This is a genomic window from Allorhizobium sp. DMC15 (assembly GCF_056314065.1).
The window spans coordinates 109,342-131,849 of the sequence record NZ_JBQUZB010000005.1; the positions used below are offsets into that span (position 1 = coordinate 109,342).

Annotated in this window: 23 protein-coding genes; 14 read left to right on the forward strand and 9 right to left on the reverse strand. The window is 60.6% G+C overall.

Annotated features, from left to right (window positions below; all coding sequences use genetic code 11):
* The first annotated feature begins 73 nt into the window (after positions 1 to 73).
* The 6 genes from ACT53S_RS20615 to ACT53S_RS20640 all read left to right on the forward strand — a co-directional run bounded on the left by ACT53S_RS20615 (position 74) and on the right by ACT53S_RS20640 (position 6,449).
* Positions 74 to 316 carry a WGR domain-containing protein gene (locus ACT53S_RS20615; RefSeq protein ID WP_476068369.1) on the forward strand — a complete coding sequence of 81 codons (243 nt, stop codon included), beginning with the start codon at positions 74 to 76 and terminating at the stop codon, positions 314 to 316.
* A gap of 730 nt (positions 317 to 1,046) precedes the next feature.
* Positions 1,047 to 2,645: an ABC transporter substrate-binding protein gene (locus tag ACT53S_RS20620; RefSeq protein ID WP_476068370.1), complete on the forward strand. Its 1,599-nt coding sequence runs from the start codon at positions 1,047 to 1,049 to the stop codon at positions 2,643 to 2,645.
* Positions 2,646 to 2,816: 171 nt separating this feature from the next.
* On the forward strand, positions 2,817 to 3,821 hold the full coding sequence (locus ACT53S_RS20625) for an ABC transporter permease subunit (RefSeq protein WP_113376909.1): 1,005 nt from the start codon (positions 2,817 to 2,819) through the stop codon (positions 3,819 to 3,821).
* Between the two features lie 14 nt (positions 3,822 to 3,835).
* A complete protein-coding gene (locus tag ACT53S_RS20630) occupies positions 3,836 to 4,744 on the forward strand; it encodes an ABC transporter permease subunit (RefSeq protein ID WP_476068371.1) in 909 nt (302 codons plus the stop codon).
* 2 nt (positions 4,745 to 4,746) lie between these two features.
* Complete coding sequence (locus ACT53S_RS20635; protein WP_113376907.1) at positions 4,747 to 5,595, forward strand: ABC transporter ATP-binding protein; 849 nt, start codon at positions 4,747 to 4,749, stop codon at positions 5,593 to 5,595.
* A complete protein-coding gene (locus ACT53S_RS20640; RefSeq protein WP_476068372.1) occupies positions 5,592 to 6,449 on the forward strand; it encodes a dipeptide ABC transporter ATP-binding protein in 858 nt (285 codons plus the stop codon). The genes ACT53S_RS20635 and ACT53S_RS20640 overlap by 4 nt, the downstream gene beginning before the upstream one ends.
* Before the next feature lie 52 nt (positions 6,450 to 6,501).
* On the opposite strand, the gene ACT53S_RS20645 is transcribed toward ACT53S_RS20640, so the two are convergent.
* Positions 6,502 to 6,978 (reverse strand): Lrp/AsnC family transcriptional regulator, encoded by a 477-nt coding sequence (locus ACT53S_RS20645; RefSeq protein ID WP_113376905.1) that lies wholly within the window; start codon positions 6,976 to 6,978, stop codon positions 6,502 to 6,504.
* Positions 6,979 to 7,137: 159 nt separating this feature from the next.
* Between ACT53S_RS20645 and ACT53S_RS20650 the strand changes: the two genes are divergently transcribed.
* On the forward strand, positions 7,138 to 8,310 hold the full coding sequence (locus tag ACT53S_RS20650; RefSeq protein WP_476068373.1) for an amino acid aminotransferase: 1,173 nt from the start codon (positions 7,138 to 7,140) through the stop codon (positions 8,308 to 8,310).
* 4 nt (positions 8,311 to 8,314) lie between these two features.
* A complete protein-coding gene (locus ACT53S_RS20655; protein ID WP_113376903.1) occupies positions 8,315 to 8,944 on the forward strand; it encodes a YitT family protein in 630 nt (209 codons plus the stop codon).
* Positions 8,945 to 8,951: 7 nt separating this feature from the next.
* Here ACT53S_RS20655 and ACT53S_RS20660 read toward each other — a convergent pair whose 3' ends face one another.
* The 4 genes from ACT53S_RS20660 to ACT53S_RS20675 form a co-directional block, all read right to left on the reverse strand.
* Positions 8,952 to 9,926: an OmpA family protein gene (locus tag ACT53S_RS20660; protein ID WP_476068374.1), complete on the reverse strand. Its 975-nt coding sequence runs from the start codon at positions 9,924 to 9,926 to the stop codon at positions 8,952 to 8,954.
* 159 nt (positions 9,927 to 10,085) lie between these two features.
* Positions 10,086 to 10,838, reverse strand: coding sequence for an ABC transporter ATP-binding protein (locus ACT53S_RS20665; protein WP_476068375.1), 753 nt, complete (start codon positions 10,836 to 10,838; stop codon positions 10,086 to 10,088).
* Complete coding sequence (locus ACT53S_RS20670) at positions 10,832 to 11,896, reverse strand: FecCD family ABC transporter permease (protein ID WP_113376900.1); 1,065 nt, start codon at positions 11,894 to 11,896, stop codon at positions 10,832 to 10,834. Before ACT53S_RS20670 ends, ACT53S_RS20665 begins: the two co-directional genes overlap by 7 nt.
* 74 nt (positions 11,897 to 11,970) lie before the next feature.
* Positions 11,971 to 13,101, reverse strand: a complete 1,131-nt coding sequence (locus ACT53S_RS20675; RefSeq protein WP_174238571.1) for an ABC transporter substrate-binding protein — start codon at positions 13,099 to 13,101, stop codon at positions 11,971 to 11,973.
* Between the two features lie 124 nt (positions 13,102 to 13,225).
* Between ACT53S_RS20675 and ACT53S_RS20680 the strand changes: the two genes are divergently transcribed.
* From ACT53S_RS20680 to ACT53S_RS20690, 3 genes are all read left to right on the forward strand, one after another.
* Positions 13,226 to 14,029, forward strand: a complete 804-nt coding sequence (locus tag ACT53S_RS20680; RefSeq protein WP_476068475.1) for a class I SAM-dependent methyltransferase — start codon at positions 13,226 to 13,228, stop codon at positions 14,027 to 14,029.
* A 172-nt stretch (positions 14,030 to 14,201) separates the two neighbouring features.
* A complete protein-coding gene (locus ACT53S_RS20685; protein WP_476068376.1) occupies positions 14,202 to 15,722 on the forward strand; it encodes an aromatic amino acid ammonia-lyase in 1,521 nt (506 codons plus the stop codon).
* A gap of 108 nt (positions 15,723 to 15,830) precedes the next feature.
* Positions 15,831 to 16,751 carry a sugar kinase gene (locus ACT53S_RS20690; RefSeq protein ID WP_476068377.1) on the forward strand — a complete coding sequence of 307 codons (921 nt, stop codon included), beginning with the start codon at positions 15,831 to 15,833 and terminating at the stop codon, positions 16,749 to 16,751.
* Here the strand turns inward: ACT53S_RS20690 and ACT53S_RS20695 are convergent, their stop codons facing one another.
* Positions 16,752 to 16,919 (reverse strand): hypothetical protein, encoded by a 168-nt coding sequence (locus ACT53S_RS20695; protein WP_174238567.1) that lies wholly within the window; start codon positions 16,917 to 16,919, stop codon positions 16,752 to 16,754.
* A gap of 267 nt (positions 16,920 to 17,186) precedes the next feature.
* On the opposite strand from ACT53S_RS20695, the gene ACT53S_RS20700 reads away from it, so the two are divergent.
* Complete coding sequence (locus ACT53S_RS20700) at positions 17,187 to 18,302, forward strand: PAS domain-containing protein (RefSeq protein WP_476068378.1); 1,116 nt, start codon at positions 17,187 to 17,189, stop codon at positions 18,300 to 18,302.
* Between the two features lie 25 nt (positions 18,303 to 18,327).
* Here ACT53S_RS20700 and ACT53S_RS20705 read toward each other — a convergent pair whose 3' ends face one another.
* Both ACT53S_RS20705 and ACT53S_RS20710 read right to left on the reverse strand, forming a co-directional pair.
* Complete coding sequence (locus tag ACT53S_RS20705) at positions 18,328 to 19,617, reverse strand: vWA domain-containing protein (RefSeq protein WP_476068379.1); 1,290 nt, start codon at positions 19,615 to 19,617, stop codon at positions 18,328 to 18,330.
* Positions 19,618 to 19,709: 92 nt separating this feature from the next.
* Positions 19,710 to 20,120 carry a winged helix-turn-helix transcriptional regulator gene (locus ACT53S_RS20710; RefSeq protein ID WP_476068476.1) on the reverse strand — a complete coding sequence of 137 codons (411 nt, stop codon included), beginning with the start codon at positions 20,118 to 20,120 and terminating at the stop codon, positions 19,710 to 19,712.
* A gap of 179 nt (positions 20,121 to 20,299) precedes the next feature.
* Between ACT53S_RS20710 and ACT53S_RS20715 the strand changes: the two genes are divergently transcribed.
* Positions 20,300 to 21,199, forward strand: coding sequence for an NmrA family NAD(P)-binding protein (locus tag ACT53S_RS20715; protein ID WP_476068380.1), 900 nt, complete (start codon positions 20,300 to 20,302; stop codon positions 21,197 to 21,199).
* A 167-nt stretch (positions 21,200 to 21,366) separates the two neighbouring features.
* Here the strand turns inward: ACT53S_RS20715 and ACT53S_RS20720 are convergent, their stop codons facing one another.
* Complete coding sequence (locus ACT53S_RS20720) at positions 21,367 to 21,663, reverse strand: PRC-barrel domain-containing protein (protein ID WP_113376893.1); 297 nt, start codon at positions 21,661 to 21,663, stop codon at positions 21,367 to 21,369.
* A 187-nt stretch (positions 21,664 to 21,850) separates the two neighbouring features.
* Between ACT53S_RS20720 and ACT53S_RS20725 the strand changes: the two genes are divergently transcribed.
* A complete protein-coding gene (locus tag ACT53S_RS20725; RefSeq protein WP_476068381.1) occupies positions 21,851 to 22,507 on the forward strand; it encodes a response regulator transcription factor in 657 nt (218 codons plus the stop codon).
* Position 22,508: the final 1 nt, after the last annotated feature.

A 22,508-nucleotide genomic window follows, 5' to 3' on the forward strand; every position in this document is an offset into this window, starting at 1 on the left:
GGTGAATCGAGATGCCTGGATCGATTCTTATTATGCGTTGGACCGGTTGATGGCTCTGTCGGAGAATCCGTTCATGACCAGATCCGCAGACTGCATCCATCTCCGCCGCTACGATTCTACCCGCAACATGGCGCGCTTCTATCGCGTGACCTTGGAAGCAACTCTGTTCGGCGAGATCGTCATCCGGCGTAACTGGGGGCGGATCGGCACGGGGGGGCAAAGCCGAGAGATTGTGGTGCCGACGATGGAGGTTGCTTTGCGGGTGATGGGCGACCTCCGCACCGGTAAACTTCGCCGCGGCTATCGACCGTCTTGAAACCGAGTTCAATTCTGAGGTTGGGTGCGTAACCTCGCTTAACGTTGCCTGCCTCGGCCACGCCTTTTGACCTCACATGTTCTATGAGCGCAGTCGCTGTTGACAGCTGTCAACAGTCCCGCCGCCATTTGGCGCTCGCCAGTACATCGGGCCAACTGGTGTATGATGGGGCATTTCATTCACCATATTCGCATCTGGGTATGTGTACCTCTGTCGGTCCGGTCTTGGTTGCAGTTGGCTCGCCACGGGGGAGGGTGCCCGTTTCCGCGCGTGGCCTGGCAATACCGTAAACAGCGCGACCGGGAAGCTCGGGACGGTTATACGGCCTGAATGGTCGCAAAGCCGCTTTTCTTGTTGCGACGCGATCAAGGGAATTTGGCAATAAACTCGACCAATTTGGGTGATCGCGACGTCTTGAATCTTTAAGGCGAACTCGCGACGACGCCGAATGATTGTGCGCAAGGCCAACGATTTGCCAAAATCTGGACCGAATTGCAGGGGAAATGCGGCAGAATTTCTCTTTACAACATTTTTCAAGCCGATAAGACACTGCATTAGTGATCTAACAGGCGGCGCTGGCGGGTTGTCATTTTGCGACTTTCCAGCCCTTGGAACAGATTGCCGGATTCGGCTTGCGGCCGGACCCGTAAAACACGGGCGCGATCCACGCGCTGCGGAACCAAAAGAACCGGTGGGACGGGTTGCCGTCCTCGCCTTTGGGAGACTGTTGATGAAAACCAAATTCGCCTTTGCTGCTGCGGCGCTCGCTGCGGCGACCTTCCTGTCGGGCGCGGCCAGCGCCAAGACTTTCGTCTACTGCTCGGAAGGTTCGCCTGAGGGCTTCGACCCCGGCATGTACACCGCCGGCACGACTTTCGACGCTTCTGCTCATCCGGTGTACAGCCGTCTGATGGAATTTAAGCCGGGCACCACCGACGCGGAAGCCGGACTCGCCGAAAGCTATGAAGTGAACGCTGAAGGCACGGAATACACCTTCAAGCTCCGCCCGGGTGTCAAATTCCACACCACCGAATTCTTCACGCCGTCGCGCGACCTGAATGCCGATGACGTCATCTTCTCGCTGGAACGCCAGATCAAGGCCGACCACCCTTGGAACCAGTATGTTGCCGGTACCTCTTGGGAATATGCCGCCGGCATGGGCTTCCCGGAACTGATCAAGTCGATCGAGAAGGTTGATGACCTGACGGTCAAGTTCGTCCTGAACCGTCCGGAAGCGCCGTTCCTCGCCAACCTCGCCATGCCCTTCGCCTCGATCCTGTCGAAGGAATATGCCGACAAGCTGGAAGCCGAAGGCAAGAAGGAACAGTTGAACCAGATGCCAGTTGGCACCGGTCCGTTCGTCTTCGTCGGCTACCAGCAGGATGCCGTCATCCGCTACAAGAAGAACGCCGACTACTGGGGTGGCGCACCGAAGATCGATGACCTCGTCTTCGCCATCACCACGGATGCTGCCGTTCGTTACCAGAAGCTCAAGGCTGGCGAATGCCACCTGATGCCGTTCCCGAACGCTGCCGACGTGGAATCGATGAAGGCTGATTCGTCGCTCACCGTCATGGAACAGGAAGGCCTGAACGTCGCCTATCTCGCCTACAACACGACCCAGGCTCCGTTCGACAAGCCGGAAGTGCGCAAGGCGCTGAACAAGGCGATCAACAAGGAAGCCATCGTTGATGCCGTCTTCCAGGGTATGGCAACTCCGGCCAAGAACCCGATCCCGCCGACCATGTGGTCGTACAACGAAGCCACGCAGGACGACGCCTACGACCTGGACGCTGCCAAGAAGGAACTCGAAGCAGCCGGCGTCAAGGATCTCTCCATGAAGATCTGGGCTATGCCGGTTTCGCGTCCCTACATGCTGAACGCACGTCGCGCTGCTGAAATCATGCAGGACGACTTCGCCAAGATCGGCGTCAAGGTCGAAATCGTCTCCTACGAATGGGCAGAGTATCTCGACCGTTCGAAGGCCAAGGATCGCGACGGTGCTGTCATGCTTGGCTGGACCGGCGACAACGGCGATCCGGACAACTTCCTCGACACACTTCTTGGTTGCGAAGCTGTAGGCGGAAACAACCGTGCTCAGTGGTGCAACGAAGAGTTCAACGCGCTGGTGAAGAAGGCCAAGGTTACCTCCGATCAGGCCGAGCGCACCAAGCTCTACGAAGAAGCACAGACGGTCTTCAAGCGCGAAGCACCCTGGGCGACCCTTGACCACTCGCTCTCGGTTGTTCCGATGCGCAAGGAAGTCTCCGGTTTCGTCCAGAGCCCGCTCGGTGACTTCACCTTCGAAAACGTCGACATCGCCGAGTAATCGGAACGATCACTCTTTCGCCGCGGGCCATTGCGCCCGCGGCGATTGTCGTTGAAGCTGCAGGCATTTGCGGCCGCGCCTCGGTTCGAAGTCCGTCGCGGTCACCAAAGCAGACCCGGAATGCCGTGAGCTCCGGGATCGACCATCACAAGAAAAACAACAGGTCCACATATGTTTGGCTTTCTCTTGCGGCGGCTTGCCGTCCTGATCCCGACTTTCGTCGGCGTCTCGATCATTGCCTTCGCCTTCATCCGGCTGCTGCCGGGCGACCCCGTCGCGCTTCTGTCCGGCGAACGGGTGATGTCGCCGGAGCGCCATGCAGAAATCAGCGCACAGCTTGGCCTCGACCGCTCCCTGGTGGTGCAATATTTCGATTATCTCGGAGGCGTTCTGACGGGTGACTTCGGCACTTCGATCGTCTCGAAGAGCCCGATCATCGACCAGTTCTTCGCGCTGTTCCCTGCAACGGTTGAATTGTCGTTCTGCGCGATCCTCATCGCGGTTGCGATCGGCGTGCCTGCCGGCATCATCGCAGCGATCAAGCGCGGTTCGGCCTTCGACCAGACCATGATGGGCATCGCCCTGGTCGGCTATTCCATGCCGATCTTCTGGTGGGGCCTGCTTCTGATCATCCTCTTCTCGGGTATCCTGCAGTGGACTCCGGTCTCCGGTCGCATCTCGCTGATGTTCTTCTTCCCGCCCGTAACGGGCTTCATGCTGATCGACAGCCTCTTGTCGGGACAGAAGGGGGCATTTGCCTCCGCCGTTAGCCATCTGATCTTGCCGTCGATCGTGCTCGCGACCATCCCGCTTGCTGTGATTGCCCGCCAGACGCGCTCGGCCATGCTGGAAGTGCTGTCGGAAGATTATATCCGCACCGCCCGTGCCAAGGGTCTGTCGCCGTTTCGTGTGGTCAGCCTGCATGCGCTGCGCAATGCGATGATCCCAGTCATCACCACGATCGGTCTGCAAATCGGCGTCATGCTCGCCGGCGCGATCCTGACCGAAACCATCTTCTCCTGGCCGGGCATCGGCAAGTGGATGGTCGACAGCGTGTTCCGCCGTGACTATCCGGTCATCCAGGGGGGGCTCCTCCTGATCGCCGGCATCATCATGGTCGTCAACCTGATCGTCGACCTGCTCTACGGCCTGATCAACCCGCGCATCCGCCACTAGAAGGATAAAATCCCATGGCAGAGACAACAATCAGCCAACCGGTTTCGAGCGCCCAGCTGCGCCGCCAGATGCTGGCCGAATTCTGGTTCTACTTCTCGGAAAACCGCGGCGCCGTCATCGGCCTCGTGGTCTTCCTCGCTCTCGTCTTTATCGCCGTCTTCGCCGGTGTCATCGCCCCGCATTCGCCTTTCGAGCAGTATCGCGACGTGGTGCTCCTCCCGCCGGCCTGGCTGGAGGGGGGCAACTGGAGCTACCCGCTGGGCACCGATCCTGTCGGTCGCGATATCCTCTCGCGCCTGATCTACGGGTCCCAGTATTCGCTCTTCATCGGCGTCTTCGTCACGACCCTGTCCTTGACCACCGGCATCGCCGTCGGCGTCCTCGCGGGTTACTACGGCGGCTGGCTCGATACGGCCATCATGCGTCTCATGGACATCATCTTGGCTTTCCCGTCGTTGTTGCTCGCGCTGGTTCTCGTCGCGATCCTCGGTCCCGGACTGACCAACGGAATGATCGCCATTGCGCTGACGCTGCAACCGCATTTCGTGCGTCTCACCCGCGCGGCTGTCATGGCAGAGAAGTCGCGTGACTATGTGACGGCGGCTCGTCTTGCCGGCGCAAGCCCGCTTCGCCTAATGTTCAAGACGATCCTGCCGAATTGCATGGCACCGCTGATCGTCCAGGCGACGCTCTCCTTCTCGAACGCCATCCTCGATGCGGCTGCTCTCGGCTTCCTCGGCATGGGCGCCCAGCCCCCGGCGCCGGAATGGGGCACCATGCTCGCCGAAGCACGCGAGTTCATCCTGCGCGCCTGGTGGGTCGTCACTTTCCCGGGTCTCGCGATCCTGATCACCGTGCTTGCCATCAACCTCATGGGTGACGGCCTGCGCGATGCGCTCGATCCCAAGCTGAAGAGGTCCTGATCATGGCGCTTCTCGATATTCAGAACCTCACTGTCCAGTTCGAGACGGCAACCGGCTGGTTCAAGGCCGTCGACGGCGTGTCGATGTCGGTCGAACCGGGCGAAGTGCTGGCCATCGTGGGCGAAAGTGGCTCCGGCAAGTCCGTCGCCATGCTCGCCGTCATGGGGCTTCTACCCTGGACGGCCAAGATCACTGCCGACAAGATGGAGTTCCAGGGCCGAGACATTCAGAAGATCTCGGCCGCCGAACGGCGCAAGCTGATCGGCAAGGACGTCGCGATGATCTTCCAGGAGCCGGTCGCCAGCCTCAACCCGTGCTTCACCGTCGGCTTCCAGATCGAGGAAGTCCTGCGTCTGCACATGGGACTTGGAGCAAAAGAGCGTCGCGAGCGCGCGATCGAGCTCTTCAAGCTGGTCGGCCTGCCGGATCCTGCCGAGCGGCTGAACCACTTTCCGCACCAGATGTCGGGCGGTCAGTGCCAACGCGTGATGATCGCGATCGCGATTGCCTGCAATCCGAAGCTTCTGATCGCCGACGAGCCGACAACGGCGCTCGACGTGACCATCCAGAAGCAGATCCTCGATCTCCTGATGAAGCTTCAGGCCGAAACCGGCATGGGCCTCATCATGATCACCCACGACATGGGTGTGGTCGCCGAAACTGCCGACCGCGTCATCGTCCAGTACAAGGGCAAGAAGATGGAGGAAGCCGACGTGCTCTCGCTCTTCGAGAACCCCAAGAGCGCCTATACCCGGGCGCTCCTGTCCGCCCTTCCGGAAAATGCCACTGGTGACCGCCTGACGACGGTTTCCGACTTCCTGGCCGCCGCTGAAACGGAAGGTGCAGCATGACCGAAGCAAAACAAACCCCGATGCTCGAGATCCGAGACATCAAGCGCGACTATCGTGTGCCACAGGGCGTGTTCAAGCAGGACAAGATCGTCCATGCCGTGAAAGGCGTCTCCTTCAAGCTCGATAAGGGCAAGACGCTCGCCATCGTCGGCGAAAGCGGTTGCGGCAAATCCACGCTCGCCCGCATCCTGACCTTCATCGATGAGCCGACAGCAGGCGAGCTCCTGATCGATGGCCAGAAGGTCGATACGCGTCCGGGGCACCTCACCGCCGACATGCGCCAGAAGGTGCAGATCGTCTTCCAGAACCCCTATGGCTCGCTCAACCCGCGCCAGAAGATCGGCGACGTGCTCGGTGAACCGCTGCTCATCAACACGAAGATGAGCGCCGCCGAACGACGGGAACGCGCCACCGACATGTTGGTCAAGGTCGGCCTTGGTCCGGAGCACTATAACCGCTACCCGCACATGTTCTCCGGCGGCCAGCGCCAGCGTATCGCAATTGCCCGCGCGCTGATGCTCAATCCGAAGCTGCTGGTGCTCGACGAGCCGGTATCGGCACTCGACCTCTCGGTCCAGGCTCAGGTGCTGAACCTGCTCGCCGACCTGCAGGAAGAGTTCGGCCTGACATATGTTTTCATCAGCCACGATCTCTCGGTCGTGCGCTACATCGCCGACGAGGTGATGGTGATGTATTACGGTGAGGCGGTCGAATACGGCACGCGCGATGCGGTCTTCGCCGATCCGCAGCATGCGTATACCCGCACGCTCTTTGCCGCGACGCCGCGTGCCGACGTGGAATCGATCCGCGCCCGCATGGCGAGGCGCGGCAAGATCTCGGCTCTGGCCGGCTGAGATCGTCCTGCATCCGAACGAGTAGGGGAGGGGGCGCGGTCAGCGCCCTCTCTCATTCCGGCAGATAACCGTGGGTGAGTTTCGGGCTGTCGAAGACCATGGTGGAGCGGATTGTCTTGATCTCGGCCAATCGGTCGAATTCCTGCCAGATCAGCCGCTTGAAGTCCGCCATGTCGCGCACTGAGATTTTCAGCAGGAAGTCGAAATCGCCGGCGACGGCGTGGATTTCTACGACGGCCGCAAGCTTGCCGACATGCTCGATGAAACGTTCGCCCACTTGGGGCGTGGTTCGGTCGAGAGTGATCTCGACAAAGGCCTGAAGACCAAGACCGACCCGCGCAGGGTCGATGATGACGGCCTGACGGATGACACCCGCGGTATAGAGGCGCGCAAGCCGCCGCGATAAGGGAGCCGCCGTCAGCCCGACCCTTTCGGCAAGGTCAGCGTTGCTGAGGTCGGCATTCTCGATCAGGCAGGCGATGATCCTGCGATCGATCCTGTCGAGTTCCAGAGGTTGACCTTCGATCATTTTATGCATCCCTGCAACTATGCGCAACGATGTATCGCACAATTGGGAAATTGCGCAATCTGATGCAAGAAGCCTTCGCTGCGGACAAGAAATCCGCAGAGACTTTGCGCGGGAAACTTGCTATCTCTCTTGCAATTCAATGCCACCTTAAGGTCCGTCATGTTTGACAAGCTCGCTTCCCAGCCGAACGATCCGTTGCTCGCCCTGATCGGGCTCTACAATGGCGATGGTCGCACGGACAAAATCGATCTCGGCGTGGGGGTATATCGTGATGACCACGGTCAGACTCCGGTCCTGCGATCGGTCAAGGCGGCCGAGAAGCTCTTGTTGGAGACACAGTCTAGCAAATCCTATGTGGCGCCCGAGGGCGACCGAGTTTTCCTCGATTTGCTCTGGGATCTGGTTGGCGGAGCTGAAAGCGGCAAGTTCGCTGCTGGTGTCCAGACACCCGGCGGTTCCGGTGCACTTCGTCTTGCATCCGACCTGATCGCGCGCGCGGGCACCGGTCGCCTTCATCTCGGTCTGCCGAGTTGGCCAAACCATGCCGGGATATTCGGGGCCACGGGTCTCAATGTCGAAACGCATGCATATTTCGATGTGCCCACACAGGATGTGCGCTTCTCCAGCGTGATGAAGGCGCTTACCGGTGCCCAGCGTGGCGATGCCGTTTTGATCCATGCCAGCTGCCACAACCCGACGGGGGCAGGGCTCAAGCCTTCGCAATGGGAGGAACTGGCCACAGTCATCGCCGAGCGGCGGCTGATACCCTTGATCGATTCCGCCTATCAGGGCTTCGGCGCCGGTATCTCCGAAGACGTGGCCGGTCTGCGGACCGTGATTGCCGCGGCTCCCGAGGCGCTGGTTGCCGTGTCCTGCTCGAAATCCTTCGGCATCTATCGGGAAAGAACAGGCGCCATCTTTGCGGTCGCGGAAACCCAGGCCGCAGCCGACACGGCGCGATCGAACCTGGTGACGATGGCCCGTACCAGCTACTCCATGCCGCCGGACCATGGCGCGGCCGTGGTGCGGACGATCCTGTCGTCCGATATCCTGCGCAAGGACTGGATGGAGGAGTTAAACTCCATGCGCGCCCGTCTGCACGGTCTTCGCCAGCAATTGGCCGATGCCCTTGCCGATGGTTGGCAGCTGGCGCCGCAGATTGCCGAACAGCAAGGTATGTTCTCGCTACTGCCGCTGAAGGAGGCCGACGTCCTGGCCCTGCGCAAGGAGCACGGCATCTACATGCCGACCTCCGGCCGCATCAACATTGCCGGTCTGAAGAGCGCTGACATCGAGCGTGTCGCGGCTGTCCTGAAACCGCTGCTCGGATAACCCAATGACCACCACGACCGCATCAAACGAGGCGCGTGCCGAGCGGCACCGCCTTTACGAAGACGTGCTCGCGATGATTTCGGGCACCATGTTCGTTTCGCTGGGCACGCTGATCTACACAAAGACCATGCTGACTGTCGGCTCAAGCGCCGGCCTCGCCCTGCTCCTCTCCTATACGAGTGGCTGGGGTTTTGGTCTGATCTTCTTCCTGATCAACCTCCCTTTCTACATACTTGCGGTCAAGCGCATGGGCTGGGCTTTCACGCTCCGCACCTTCACGGCCGTGGCCTTGGTGTCCATCCTGTCGAAGCTCAACGGCCAGTGGATCGACTTCTCGCATCTCGATCCGCTCTATGCGACGATTATCGGCGGCGGTCTGATCGGCACGGGCCTGTTGATGCTCTTCCGTCACCGCACAGGCCTCGGCGGCATCAACATCCTGGCTATGTATCTGCAGGAAAAGATCGGGCTGCGCGCCGGCTATTTCCAGCTCGGAGTCGATCTCTCGATCCTGGCCGCCGCCTATTTCATCCTGCCCGCCGACCGGCTGGCCCTCTCTGTTCTCGGCGCGGCGATCGCCAATCTCATATTGGCGATCAACCACAAGCCCGGGCGCTACATGGGGCTGAGCTGACCGTTATCTATTCGGCCGCTACCAGTTCAACACGACGGTTCTTCGCCCGACCAGCCTCGCTTTCGTTGCTGGCGACGGGCGCTGCCGGGCCAACGCCGAAGGAACGCAACCTGGATCCGGCGACCCCCATGTCCATCAAGGCCTTTACGACAGCTTCGGCGCGCCGTTTCGACAGATCGAGGTTATAGTCGAAGCCACCTTTCCAGTCGGTATGCCCGGCGACGATGAGCTTTACCTGAGTGTTGGAGCTCAGAAACTTTGCAATTTCATCCAGTGTCGGCTGCGAGTCCGGACGGATGCTCGCCTTGTCGAAATCAAAGAGAATTCCGTATAGCGCGACCCGCCCATAGGCGCTGATGTCCTTCTGCATCTGTGCTGCGTCGACGAAAACGATCTTGTCCGTGTCCATGGGCGCGGTTTCGACGACATCAACCAGCACTTCCGGGGCCTTTTTGAAGTCCCCGACATAAATGGTGGCGTAAACGTCGCCCTCCGGTCTCGTCAGTTTTGCGGAGGTAAAGATCTGCGACGGAGGGTTTGAGTGAATGTCGCCATTGCCGAGCGGACTCTCGTCGTGCAGCGCGAAGTAGAGTTCGGACCCGCCGAGATCAGAGCAGTCGGCGCCCTTGCACTCGAACAGGATCTCGAAACCCTTGGCCGTGATCTCGCTCTGGAAGTTTCGCGCGACTTCGAGCGGCGAACGCCCGCTCGGCCCCTCGTACCGGATACGGATCGATTTGCCCGCAGCCGGGATACTGTTCTTGTCATTGACCCGTTTGCCGGTTTCCCGCCGGTCGGCCGAGGTGATCGGTTTGGTCAGGATGCGTTGCTCTTCATAATCGCTTTGCTTGAAGAGGGTCATCGTCGACCCCTCGTACCGGCCGATCAAGGGATAGTCCTCGCCACCGGCCACGTCTTTCGGAAGCGTTGCTGTGGCGGTGAATAGAATTGACGAAATGCAAATCAAAATGCGCGTCAGCATGACTTGGCTCCGTGCAGTCGAATATGATCGCACGGAGCATAGGGAGCTGATTTGTTCTTTGTCTAGCGAGCAAACAGGAACCGTTGTCTGCTGTGTGATGCAGCTCACGCACCCGGGCGGGCGCCGATCCGCTTCACCGGCCTCCGATGGATGGATCCCTCAGGCCAGCGCCGCGTCCACCACGACCATCGGTCTTCCCTGGGTGCAGTTTTCGATCCTTGCCTCGACCCGGTAGACGTCGCGCAGTAGGGCAGGGGTGATCACGTCCAGTGTGGCACCGCTGACCATCAGGCGGCCATTGGCAACCACCAAAACATGGTCGCAATAGCGCATGGCGTGGTTCAGGTCGTGCAGCGCGATCAACACGGCGATGCCGGAGTCGCGAGCCAGGGTATGCATGAACTGCAGAACCTCGATCTGCCGGAAGAGATCAAGTGCCGAAGTGGGCTCGTCCATCAGCAGGATTTCCGGCTTGCGGACCAAGGCCTGGGCAATTGCCACCAACTGACGCTGGCCACCGGACAATTCCCCGAGATCGCGAAACGCGAGGTCGTTGATGCGCAGAGCGTGGAGAACCCGGTCAATCTCAACCAGCTCGTTGTCGGCGACCTTCCAACCGGATCCCTGCTTGGAGGCAAGCAGTATGCTCTCGTAGACGGTGAGCACGGCGTTGGCACCGGTATCCTGCGGCATGTAGCAGATCGGTCGCAGGCTTTCTTCGCCGCTCACATGAACGACGCCGTCGCCCTTCAACAGACCGGCGATGCGCTTGAAAAGGGTGGACTTGCCGGCTGCATTTGGACCGATCACGGCAGTCAACGCTCCGCCTATGATGTCGGATGTGGTGATTTCCGAGAAGACGCGGTGGCGACCATATTGGGCGCCGACGTCCTCGAGCCTCAGGGCTACCATGCGCGCCTCCTGTTGGTGAAAATCAGAGAGAAGAAGAAGGGCACGCCGACAAGCGCTGTGATCACGCCGATCGGCAGGATGGCGCCGGGAATCAGCATCTTCGAAACAACCGAGGTGACGGAGAGCAGCAGCGCCCCGCAGATCACCGATCCGGGCAGGAAGAAGCGCTGGTCTTCGCCGACCAGCATGCGGGCGATATGAGGGCCCACCAGTCCGACAAAGCCAATGGTGCCGACAAAGGAGACCGGGATGGCCGCCAGCAGGCTCACCAGCATCATGGTCTCTAGCCGCAAGCCCTTGACGTTGACACCGAAGGAAGAAGCCTTGTCGTCTCCGAGCCGAAGGGCCGTGAGCGCCCAGGCGCGGCGGGCAAACAGGGGCACACACACGACCAGCACACCGAAGGTGACCGCCACCTTGGCCCAGGTCGCCTTGGTCAGCGATCCCATCGTCCAGAAAACAACGGCAGCGAGCGCCTGTTCGGAGGCAAGATATTCGAGTAGCGACAAAAGGGCGTTGAAGGTGAAGACGAGCGCAATCCCGAGCAGAACGATCGTCTCGACCGTCACGCCCCGGAGCGTCGAGACGCTGTAGATGAAAAGCGAGGCGAGCATCGCCATCAGGAAGGCGTTGATCGGCACCATGTACTGCACGGCCGTCGGAAAGACCGCCACCCCGGCGACGAGCCCGAGCGCTGCGCCGAAACCGGCGGCAGCCGATATGCCAAGCGTGAAGGGGCTTGCCAGCGGGTTGGCAAGAATCGTTTGCATCTGGGCACCCGCAAGGGAAAGGCATGCGCCGACAGTCACCGCCATCAGTGCGATGGGCATGCGAATGTCCCAGATGACCACGCGCAGCTGGTTGCCGGCGGACTCTGGGTTCCAGATCGTCGAGATGACCTCGGACAGGCTGTAGCGCGCCGGACCATAGGCCATATCAACGGCAATGGAGACGACGAGACAGAGGCATAGCCCCGTCAGGATCGCCAGGCGCTTTGCCGTCAGGCTGCGATAGGTGTCTCTCGAAGCGGGGAGGGCCGTTTCGAATGTCGAGGCCATGGGATGGGTCCTGCTATAAAGTATGTTGCCACGGAGGCAGAAGGCCGGCGGTCGCCCGCCGGCCACGTTCGAACTTACGATCCGGCCTTCAGCGAGGCGAAGTAACCCGGCTTGTACTCGACCGGCAGGAAGCGGGTGTGCAGTTCCTGGAAGGTCTTGTCGGCGTCGAGGTCCTTGAACAGGTCAGGGTGCAGCCACTTGGCAATCTGCTGAACGGCGACGAACTGGTACGGGCTGTTGTAGAACTGGTGCCAGATGGCGTGGACATTGCCGTCCTTGACCGCCTTAATGTCGGTAAAGGCCGGACGCGTCATCAGATCGGCGAGCTTGCGCTCAGCCTCTGCCTTGTCGGCACCCGGTCCGACGCCGATCCACTTGCCGCCGGGGACATAAAGCTCCCAGTTAGAGCCCGTCACGATCACCTGGTCGGGATTGGAGGCGATGATCTGTTCCGGATTGACCGTTCCGAACGTGCCCGGGATGATATCCTTGGCCATGTTCACGCCGCCAGCAAGCTCGACCATCTTGCCGAAGTTTTCGTTGCCGAAGGACATGCAGCAATCGTCGGAATAACCACCGGCGCGTTCCATGAAGACAACGGGCTTCTTGAGGTCCGACTGCTTCGCCAGCACATCGGTGACGCGGGCGATCTGCTCGTCATGGAACTTCACGAATTCTTCGGCACGCTCTTCCTTGCCGAACAGCTTGCCGATGATGCGCATGGAATCATCGGTGTGCTCCATGGGCTTTTCACGGAAATCGATATAGACCAGCGGGATACCGACGGCGGCAAGCTTTTCGATATAGCCGCTTTCTTCGGTTGCCGCCTTGGCTTCCGTGTTCATGATGATGACGTCCGGCTTCAGAGCCACGGCCTGCTCGATGTCGAAGGTGCCGTCCTTCATGCCGCCAAAGGTGGGGATCTTCTCCATCTCCGGGAACTTCTGGAGGTAGATGTTGTATCCGTCGAGATCGGCCTTCTTGAAATCGTCGCGCCAGCCGACGACGCGCCCGAAGGGCTTTTCCGTGTCGAGCGCTGCGGTGAAGTAGATCTGCCGGCCCTCGCCGAGGATGACGCGTTCGACCGGAACGCTCACCTCGACCTCACGGCCGGTGATATCCTTGATCTTTACTGTCTCACCGGCGAAAGCGACGCCGGAAAAAAGGGCGAGCGAAATCGCGGCGGCGGAGGCCACCTTCTCCATCTTGAACACGGTTCTATCTCCTGTTTGCGATTGTGCGGTGATCTACGTTTTTATGACTTTCATAGTCAAGAAATATCTTTTAGAAGTGTTCCAACCTCAGTTTCGCCTTTGAAAGACTCATATGATGCAAGCCGTTAGCTCGCTTTCCAATCACGACCTTCGCGACGAGATCAAAGCCTATTGGTCACGTCGTGCCGAGACATTCGATACGCAACCTGGCCATGAGATCTTTTCCGAAGACGAGCGTCGCGCATGGCACGATCTGCTGCGGAAGCATCTGGGCAACGGCGACGGCAGGACGGCCCTTGATCTCGCCTGCGGCACAGCCGTCGTGTCGCACCTGCTCGACGATCTCGAATTTCAGGTGACGGGACTCGACTGGTCCGAGCCGATGCTCGAGCGCGCGCGGGCGAAGGCCGCTGCGCGGGGACGCAAGATCCGCTTCCTGATGGGCGATGCGGAGCGCACGATGGAGCCGGACGCCTCCTATGATGTGATCACCAACCGTCACCTCGTCTGGACGTTGGTCGATCCGCTTTCGTGTTTCCGCGAATGGCACCGTGTGCTCAAGCCCGGCGGCAAGGTCCTCGTCGTCGATGGCGACTTCGTGAACCCGTCGCCGCTCACGCGGCTGCTGAAACAGCTGACTGAGTTCGCAGCACGCCTCGGTCTCGCCCGGGACGCCGTCCATGGGCCGTTGAACGCGGAGATGGCGGAAACCCACAACCGGATCCTATCGTCCGTCTATTTTTCCAAAGGGGCGCGGGCGGACGCGGTTGCGGCTCTGCTGATGGAGGCCGGTTTCACCAAAGTCACGATCGACCGGAATATGTCGGCGATTCATCGCACCCAGCGGCGAAATTTTTCCCTGTTGAAGGGACTGGAGCGCGCGACCCAGCATCGCTACGCCATCTGCGCGGAGAAGTAGGATCTGCTGGAACGGATGCAAGCTGTCTCGGGAAATGGCTGTCGCCCGCACGGCGTCGCATGCGGAGCGGGATACTGCGATTTTTGCCGCCTGCGCGGCGCAAGGTCCCTGTAGCATGATGCTGTAAAGCCCTTCTCCGATCGCTACCCTCCTGCAAGAGACACTCCATCCCGTGAAAACCGTTGTCCTTGATGCCAAGCCTCTCGATTTTGCTGCTCTCGATGCCATCGGCACCGGCACTGTCGCCGTCACCCTTAGTCCCGAAGGCATGAGCCGTGTCCGCGCGGGCCGGAGCGGTCTGGAAGCGGCCATCGCCAGGGGAGAGACAATATACGGCGCCAATACCGGCGTCGGGGCGATGAAGGACACGGACTGGAGCGATGACGAGTTGGAGCAGTTCAATCTCGGTCTTGTCCACGCCCACCATTTCGGCACGGGTGCGCCTTTCCCGATACCGACTGTGCGCAAGGCCATCGCCATCCGCATCAATACGGCGTTAACCGGTTACTCCGGCTGTTCGCCCGAACTGGTCGGAGCCTTCGCGGCTTTGCTGGACCGGGATGTCATTCCGGTGGTGCGCCGCACCGGCTCTATCGGTTGCGCCGATATCGGCCTGATGGGACAGATCGGATCCGTGCTGACCGGTGTTGGTGAGGTCTACTACCGTGGCCTGCGCCGCAAGACGGCCGATGTCTTTACCGAACTTGGCATGGTGCCGATCAAGCTCGCGCCCCGCGACGCGCTCGCCTCGCTTTCTGTCAATGGCGTCGGCTACGCGGCGAGCGCCGTCGCCGTGCGCGATGCCGCCCGCGTGCTGCGTGTGATGATGGCGACCGCGCTGATGTCGTCCGCGACGCTGGGGGCCGCTCGCGCGCCATGGCGTTCCGCCATAACCGTCGGCTGCAACACCCAGTCCCAGATTGGAAGCTGGCTGACACGAACCTCGGCCGATTGGCGCTGGAACGACGCCTCGCATGTGCAGGATCCCCTCAGCCTGCGTATGCTGCCGCAGATATTTGGTGTCGCGGTCGCGGAAATCTCGCGCATCGGCGCCGTGATCCTCAAGGCGACCGGTCGCAGTGACGATAATCCCGTCGTCGTTGAGGGAGAGGTTCTGACATCCGGTGGTTCGCTGCCCCTTGAGGTGGCCATTGCCATGCAGGCGGGCCAACTGGTGATCGCTCACGTTGCGCGCAACGTGTTCAACCGTTGCGTCCTGCTGGCCAATGGCGGCCGACGCGACCTGCCCGTCAATCTCGTGCCGGGCGGCGCGGTCGCAACGGGTTTCGGCCCGGCGCTGAAACTGGTCGGAGATCTCTACATGCGCGTCACCTCCATGACCGCCGCCTTGTCTCCACAGTCGTTGGTGGTCGCAGGCGGCATCGAAGACGAAGCGGCGTTCCTGCCTCTGATCGTCGAACGTTTCGAGCGACAGGTGGAGGCTCTCAAGCGCATGGCAGCCCTTGAGGCCCTTTTTGCGGCTCAGGGCAACGATATTCTCGGGGATCAGCCCGAGGGCATCGCCGGCTTTCTGCAGGAGGTCACACGCAGGCATTCAGCCTTCTATCGCTCCGATCGGCCGCTCTCGTCCGAAGTCGAGGCTTTGGAGGACGATCTTGCGGCACCGCCGACGATCAGGCGCATCGTCTCGGAAGCGCCTCTCCCGTTCTTCGACGAGTTCTTCGCCCTCTGACGCCTGCCCCAACGGCGGCGGGTCAGACGCATGTGTGGCGCAAATTGCGGTCGACGGCGAGCGCCGGGCGCTTTATCACCAGACGCAATGCGTGGGAGGAGCAACAGCATGGCACGGATCGTCGCGATTGGCGAATGCATGGGGGAACTGTCGGAGACGGGGGAGCCCGGCGTGCTCTCAATGGGGTTTGCCGGTGATACGTTGAACACGGCATGGTACCTGCGGCGCAGCCTCGGCATGGACTGGGATGTCGACTATCTGACGGCCATCGGGACGGATATGCTCTCCGATCGTCTTCTGGGTTTTCTATCGGGGGAGGGGATCGGGACCGGGCACGTTCGGCGGCTCTCCGACAAGACCATTGGTCTCTACTACATCAGCCTGAAGGACGGGGAACGCAGCTTCACCTACTGGCGCAACGACAGCGCCGCAAGGCGGCTCGCCAGCGATCCCGCCGCCATTGCCAAGGCGCTTGAGGGCGCAGATGTCGCCTACTGGTCTGGCATCACGCTTGCGATCTTGTCTCCGACCGATCGCGCGGCCCTCCTTGAGGTCCTTTCTCAATTCGCCGGCCGCGGTGGAAAAGTGGTGTTCGATCCCAATCTTCGCCCCCGGCTGTGGGAAAGCGCTGACACCATGCGCGGCTGGATCCACCGTGCAGCAGCGGTCAGTGGTCTTTGCCTTCCCTCGTTCGATGACGAAGCAACGCATTTCGGAGATGCCTCGCCTGTCGAGACGGCCGAACGCTACCGAAGTCAGGGCGCGGCGCGGGTGGTCGTCAAGAACGGCCCCGGTGATGTCACGACCGTCGAAACCATCGGCGCGGTGGCGACAGTTCCGGTGCCGGCTGCCGCGGCGGTGGTCGACACGACTGCAGCGGGTGACAGCTTCAACGCGGGTTACCTCGCGGCCGAACTCACAGGAGCATCCATGCGCGAGGCGGCGCAGGCCGGCGCTTTGTTGGCCGGAAAAGTGATCGGCGCACGCGGCGCGCTCGTCCTCCAGGCGGTGCAGGGGCACGAGGGGTGATCAGCCCCCCATTGTACCGCCGAAAAGGGTGAAATAGCCCCAGGCGGCCACGAAGGCGAGCACGATGCCTCCCCAGATCATCGCTTTGCGAAGCGTTGGGGAAAGTGTCTTCTTCGGCTTCGGCGCTTTGGGTTCCGGCGGGCGCTCGAACTTGATGACGTTCGACATTCATTTATCTCTCAAAGGCGACGCGGGCATCAGTGCCGGCGACTGCCGCAGTCCTGCCATGAGGAAGGCTTCGCGACAAGTGTCGCATCACACCCCGAAAACAAGAAGCTCACGCAATCCTGTCTATGGCCACCGCAGAATATCTGTGTTGCATGAAATGCACCCTGATCCCGGTGGCAAAGGGCTTGCCGCCACGATTGGGCCGCGCTAGCGTTTTAGCCGCAAATCCTGCATAGATCCTTTGTCCCTTGGACGGGGAATTGAAACATGAATGCCAACCCTTTCGAAATGCTTTTCCAATTCGCATCTGGCTCGGGTACCTCGAAAGACAGCGGACAGCCGGATGTGAGGAACAGCGTCACGCTTGCCCGCGACGCGGTCGTGACTCATTACCTGAAGTTGGCTGAAGATCGCGGCACGATGGGATTTTGGTCCTGTGACAGCATGAGCGGTATGTGCTGTCCCAGTTCTGGTTTGTTGCGTTTGCTAGGGCTCGGTCCGACGGCAAATTTCCGAATTGCGGAAATCAGTGATTTCGCCCACCCGGAAGACCGTTCACAGGCGGAAAACATCTGGCTGATGATCAGAAGCGGCGTTCCTGTCGAGCGCAGGTTTCGCATCGTGCGCGCGGACAGGACCGTCCGTTGGATCGATTTCCGCTCAGAGGTGGTTCTCGATGACAACCAGCAGCCAACCCGTTCTGTCGGCATCGTCATCGACATCACAGCGCAGCATGAGAGCCGTGAGACCATCGAAGATACGCTCGCGCGGTACCGTGCCCTCGTTAACTCGCTTGCGACCATGGAATGGCGCGCCTCGGCAGATGGCGTGCCGATCTATTCCCAAGGCTGGACGGCTTTGACCGGCCAGTTGGAAATCCATGTCGCCAGTGGTGCCTGGTTAGAGGCCGTCCACCCGGAAGATCGGCAGCGCGTCGCGGCTGCCTGGGGCCAGGCGGTACGGACACTGTCGCCCTATTTGGTCAATTTGCGTCTGCGGCGGATGACAGGCGAATACGAGTGGTTTCACTGCCGCGCTGTGCCGATCGTCAAGAAAGGCGGCCGCTCGCATGAATGGCTCGGGATCATCATGTTGCACGATGACCTGACCAACCATGGTCTTCCGTCCAACGACGATTGGCATGATCTCACACCCATGCAGATCCGGGCAGCGCGGGCGATGCTGCAGTGGACGTTGGGCGACCTTTCCGCGCTGTCGGGCATCTCCGTCTCCTCGATCCGCCGCATTGAGGCCGAAGGTGAACGGTCGACGCGCCCGGCTTCGATCAATGCGATCCGCCGGGCGTTCGAAGAACACGGACTGAGCTTCGGCGAAGGCAACAAGGTCTGCTTCCAGGATCCAGCCTCACAGCGCCCATTCTGAGCCCCGCCGGCAGTCCGAGACGGGGCTAGCTGGCAAGGCGAGGGGTGTTCACGATCTTTAGGAACATGGCTGACATAGCTTCCGCGATACCTTGGCTTGGGCTGACTTCGAAGTAGAGCCCGGGTGACGCGCAGGCCTGCATGCGGGTCGGAATCTCGCTCTGGAACGGCTTGATCCAATCCTTGTACCATTGGTTTGTCGGAAGCGGCAGATAGGTCGTGTAAAGGACGGCGATGCGGTATCCCTTCGCCTTCAGAGCGGTGCACTGGGTCGTGTCGATCGGTTCCTGGCAACGGCCGCCATTGAGCTTTTTCGTGCAGGTCGTGGGCTTGTAGGCATCGCCCACGCCATCGGATACGAAGAAGACGATCTTTTCCGGGTTCGAGGCGTTGCTACCGGTACCGGAGGTTCCCATGAGCTTGCCGACGTTCGACAGGGCCCGATCGAAATCGGTCTGCTGGTCGTTGTCGTATCCCTGATAGGGGATCGACATCAGACCGATCTTCGATGCCTTCGTCTTGACGGAATCGAGGTCGCTGGTCAGGGAAGCGACTTCGAGAAGCTTTGTGTCTTCGGCCTTTTCCCCAAAAGTATAAACCGCCATCCTGTACTGGTTGGAACTCTTGCGAGAGGTCTTGGCAGTCTCCATCAGGGCCGAGGTCGCCGCCGCGACGACGTCGATGCGGATCGTGACACCGAGCTTCTTGGCGAGGTAGTAATAACTGTTCTTGTCCACAACGCCGTCTTTAACGATGTGGCAGGCGAAGGCGCATTTGTCGCCGGTATTGGCCACCATCGTATCGACATCGGCGGGCGTCGCGCCCACCCCCATCGACGGCGTGTTGTCGAGCAAAAGATAGAAATCGCGAAATGTCTCCGTCTGGAAGACAGCCTCTGCGGTCCCGGAAACCGTCACGGCATTCTTGCCGAGGATGCGCGACAGCGTGGTCGGAACTTCGGCCTTGTAGGAGATCACAGCTTTCAACTGGTTGCCGGACTTGACGACGTCGGCATCTGCACTGACGAGCTTGTAGTCACTTGATGTGGACTGGGCGAGAAAGACACTCTTGGCATCCGCAACAGCACCGGAGATCTCGCCATCTCCGCCCATCTTCATGGCTTCGGCGACCCCGGTCGACACCTGGCCAACGGCTGCAAGCGCAGCCGCATCGGCTTTGGCCTGTAGATCGGACCGTACCAGAAGTGCATTGCTGAGATCGAGGGCAAACCCTGCCGCGCCTGCCAGCGGCACCATCAACAATGCCGTCATCAGGCCAAAATTACCGGACCTGTCGAACAAATATCTGCGGATCATATGCACCCCCTTTTGGGGGCTATTTAATCCGCCTTTTATCTAGAAACGGTTCAACCATATGGTTTACGAGATCTGGATGCACGCGTCTCAAATTATCGCAGTTTGCGGGCAGGAGGATTATCGCCGTCATACTGGCGGCGGGACTGCTGGATGCGGCCGTGATGTTCAACTGACCAGAGAACGAGGCCGGCGATCGGTCCGATCAGCGACTGACCCAACTCCGTCAGGCTGTATTCGACGCTCGGTGGCTGGGTCGGGAAGACTTCGCGGTGCACAAGGCCGTCGCGCTGCAGCGTTCTCAGAGTGCTGGTCAGCATCGCCTGGGAGATGTCGGGGATGGCGCGGCGCAACTCTCCGAAGCGGTGATTGCGCGTGCACAACACCTGCAGGATCAGTGAGGCCCATTTGTCTCCTATGTGGGAGAACACGTCCCGAACAGGGCAATTCTTCGGATCGAATGGGCCACCCAGTGGTTCGGCCAGCAGAGCCTTGATTGCACCGATCGCCTGCTCGACATCGGGGATTGGCTTCACATGCGCCGTCACCGGTATTCTCCATCCGACATGGTTCTAAAAAACTGCCTACTTTACGGCATCTCATGGATCTGCAATCTACAGCAACTCTGAAAAACAGACCAGCCCTGTTTTTGAGCCCACCTAATCGCTGCAAGGATGCATGATCCATGACTGCAAAGTACCTCGTCACCGGCGCTTCCGGCAAACTCGGCCAGAGCGTCCTTCACCACCTGACGGAAACCTACAAGGTTGCGCCGGCCGATATCGTCGCGGCGAGCCGCAAGCCTGAAGCTCTGGCTGCCTGGGCAGCTAAAGGCGTTGAAACTCGGGCAGTCGATTTCGACGATGCCGCATCGATGGAAAAAGCCTTTGCCGGCGTCGGCCGTGTCCTCATCATCAGCACGGACAGCCTCGATCGGCCTGGGCACCGGCTCGTTCAGCACAAGGCAGCGATAGCCGCGGCCGAAAAGGCAGGCGTCCGACACCTGCTTTATACCTCGATGCCGGAACCCGCCAATTCGCCCCTGCTGTTTGCGCCCGATCATGAGGGCACGGAGGCTGCTATCAAGGCCAGTTCCATTCCGGGTTGGACCATCCTGCGCAACAACTGGTACTTCGAGAATGTCTTCCTTTCGGCGGGCGCGGCACTCGCCTCCGGCCATTGGTACTCCGCTGCAGCCGGTGGGCGCATTGCGCACATCGCCCGGGACGACATCGGCCGTGCCACGGCGGCTGCCTTGATCGCTCCGACCGACGCGAAGACGATCTATACTCTCACTGGCGCTGACACCTTCAGCCACGCGGATATTGCTGCCTTGATCGGTGCCGCCGCCGGCAAGGAGATCACCGTGGTCGAAGTACCGCTCGAAGGGCTCGTCCAGGGCATGATCGGTGCGGGCCTGCCGGAGCCGGTCGCACGCGTCTTCGCATCGATTGATACCATGATCGGTGTCGGGGGCCTGGCCCAGGTGACCTCTGACTACAAGACGCTCACTGGTCTTGAGCCTCAGGCATTCGAGCCTTGGATCGAAAGCCAGGCAGACGCCTTTAAGGGCCTGTTGCACTAGGCGTTTCGGAACCCATGGGCGCATCGAGACGGCATTTCCGCCAAGAGGTCGTCGCGCCCGCAACGTTCCGAAACCATCGCCCGGGCAGCCCCGCCTGGGCGATGGGCAAGTGTCATGGCATCGGTGCCATTAAGCTATGGCGATAACGTCAAATCTGACGCCGGGCGTCAATGCTTGTGTTCCGGCATGTCCTTCAGCTGGTCCTTCGTCCACGCCGTCACGGCATGTACATCGCCATCCTCGTCACGCATGAAATCCAGGTCGCTGAGGGGAACGGAAACCGGCTTGGCGCCGATCCCGAGGAAGCCGCCGACATCGATGACGGCATGGCTCATGGCGCCGACACCGTGAACGTGATCGACCTTGCCGACCTTGTGATCGTCAGCCCCGTAAACCGTCGCCCCTTGCAGGACTGAAGGTGTGAGTTCAGTGGGAGCGAGACGGACGTGGTTGCGGTGATCCATTGTTTTTCCTTCCTGTGTTGCAAGCCTTTGGACAACTCGTGCCACGGGGTTGTGGTTCCGCCAGATCTGTATCCGGGCTCGCTGATCACCAATCTCCCTTTTCTCGCTTACCACAGGCCAGCTTGACCTTTCGGGCGAGGCGGTTACCAACTACCCGCCTGTTTCGAGGCATTCGTAGGGTGAATGCATGCGCGTGCTTTTGGTGGAAGATGACGAGTTGCTGGGGGATGCGGTTCGCACGCACGTCCGCCGGCAGGGCCATGCCGTCGATTGGGCCGTGACGGTGGAGACTGCCGAGGCAAGCCTGACCGCCGCCCCCTATGATCTGGTTCTCCTCGATCTGCGGCTGCCCGATGGGAAGGGTATCGACATCTTGACACGGATTCGGGCTCGACGAGATGTCACGCCCGTTATCATCATGACCGCGCATGATCAGGTTTCGGACCGCATTGCGGGTCTGAATGCAGGGGCGGACGACTATCTGGTCAAGCCCGTGGATATGGGCGAACTGGAGGCGCGAATGCAGGCGGTTGCGCGCCGCTATGGCACTCAGCCCCTGCCGGAAGTGACTTTGGGCGCGCTGAAGGTCTTCGTTGCCGAACGGAGAGTGGTGTCGCAAGACGGCGTCGAGATCAGTCTGTCGTCGCGCGAATGGGCGGTTCTCGACCGGCTGATCGCGCGCCGCCACGCGATCGTCTCCAAGGGGCAGATCGAAGAGGCGCTGTACGAATTCGGAGCCGAGGTGGAGAGCAATACGGTCGAAGTCTATGTCAGTCGTCTGCGCCGCAAGCTCGGCAAAGACGTGATCGAGACGATGCGTGGTCTCGGATACAGGATCGCCTGAT